Genomic DNA, 238 nt, shown 5'->3' with positions numbered 1-238 from the left:
TCGGCGGTTCTTATATAAAAAACATACTTCTTGCTTCTTATTTGACCGGTGCAGTGCACCGTCCCAACATATGTCATATCAATTTGATGAAACTGCTCTTGGTGACTTCCGACAATGTTTGGTACATTCCCAAGAGACCCTGAAACAAGTTCAGGGCAAGTTCTAGGTGGCCATGGCGACGGGGCCCACCCCTTTCCATTCCGAACAGGGAAGTTAAGCCCGTTTGCGCCGATGGTAC

At 48.3% G+C, this 238-nt stretch carries 1 rRNA gene; it reads left to right on the top strand.

From position 1 onward, the window contains the following. Positions 1-162: 162 nt before the first annotated feature. Positions 163-238: ribosomal RNA gene (rrf, locus tag ACRHOZ_RS21410) — 5S ribosomal RNA — on the top strand; the annotation flags it as partial.

It is taken from the genome of Flagellimonas flava (genome assembly GCF_050617915.1).
Taxonomy (GTDB): domain Bacteria; phylum Bacteroidota; class Bacteroidia; order Flavobacteriales; family Flavobacteriaceae; genus Flagellimonas; species Flagellimonas flava_A.
This window is presented reverse-complemented; position numbering and strand designations above follow the sequence as displayed.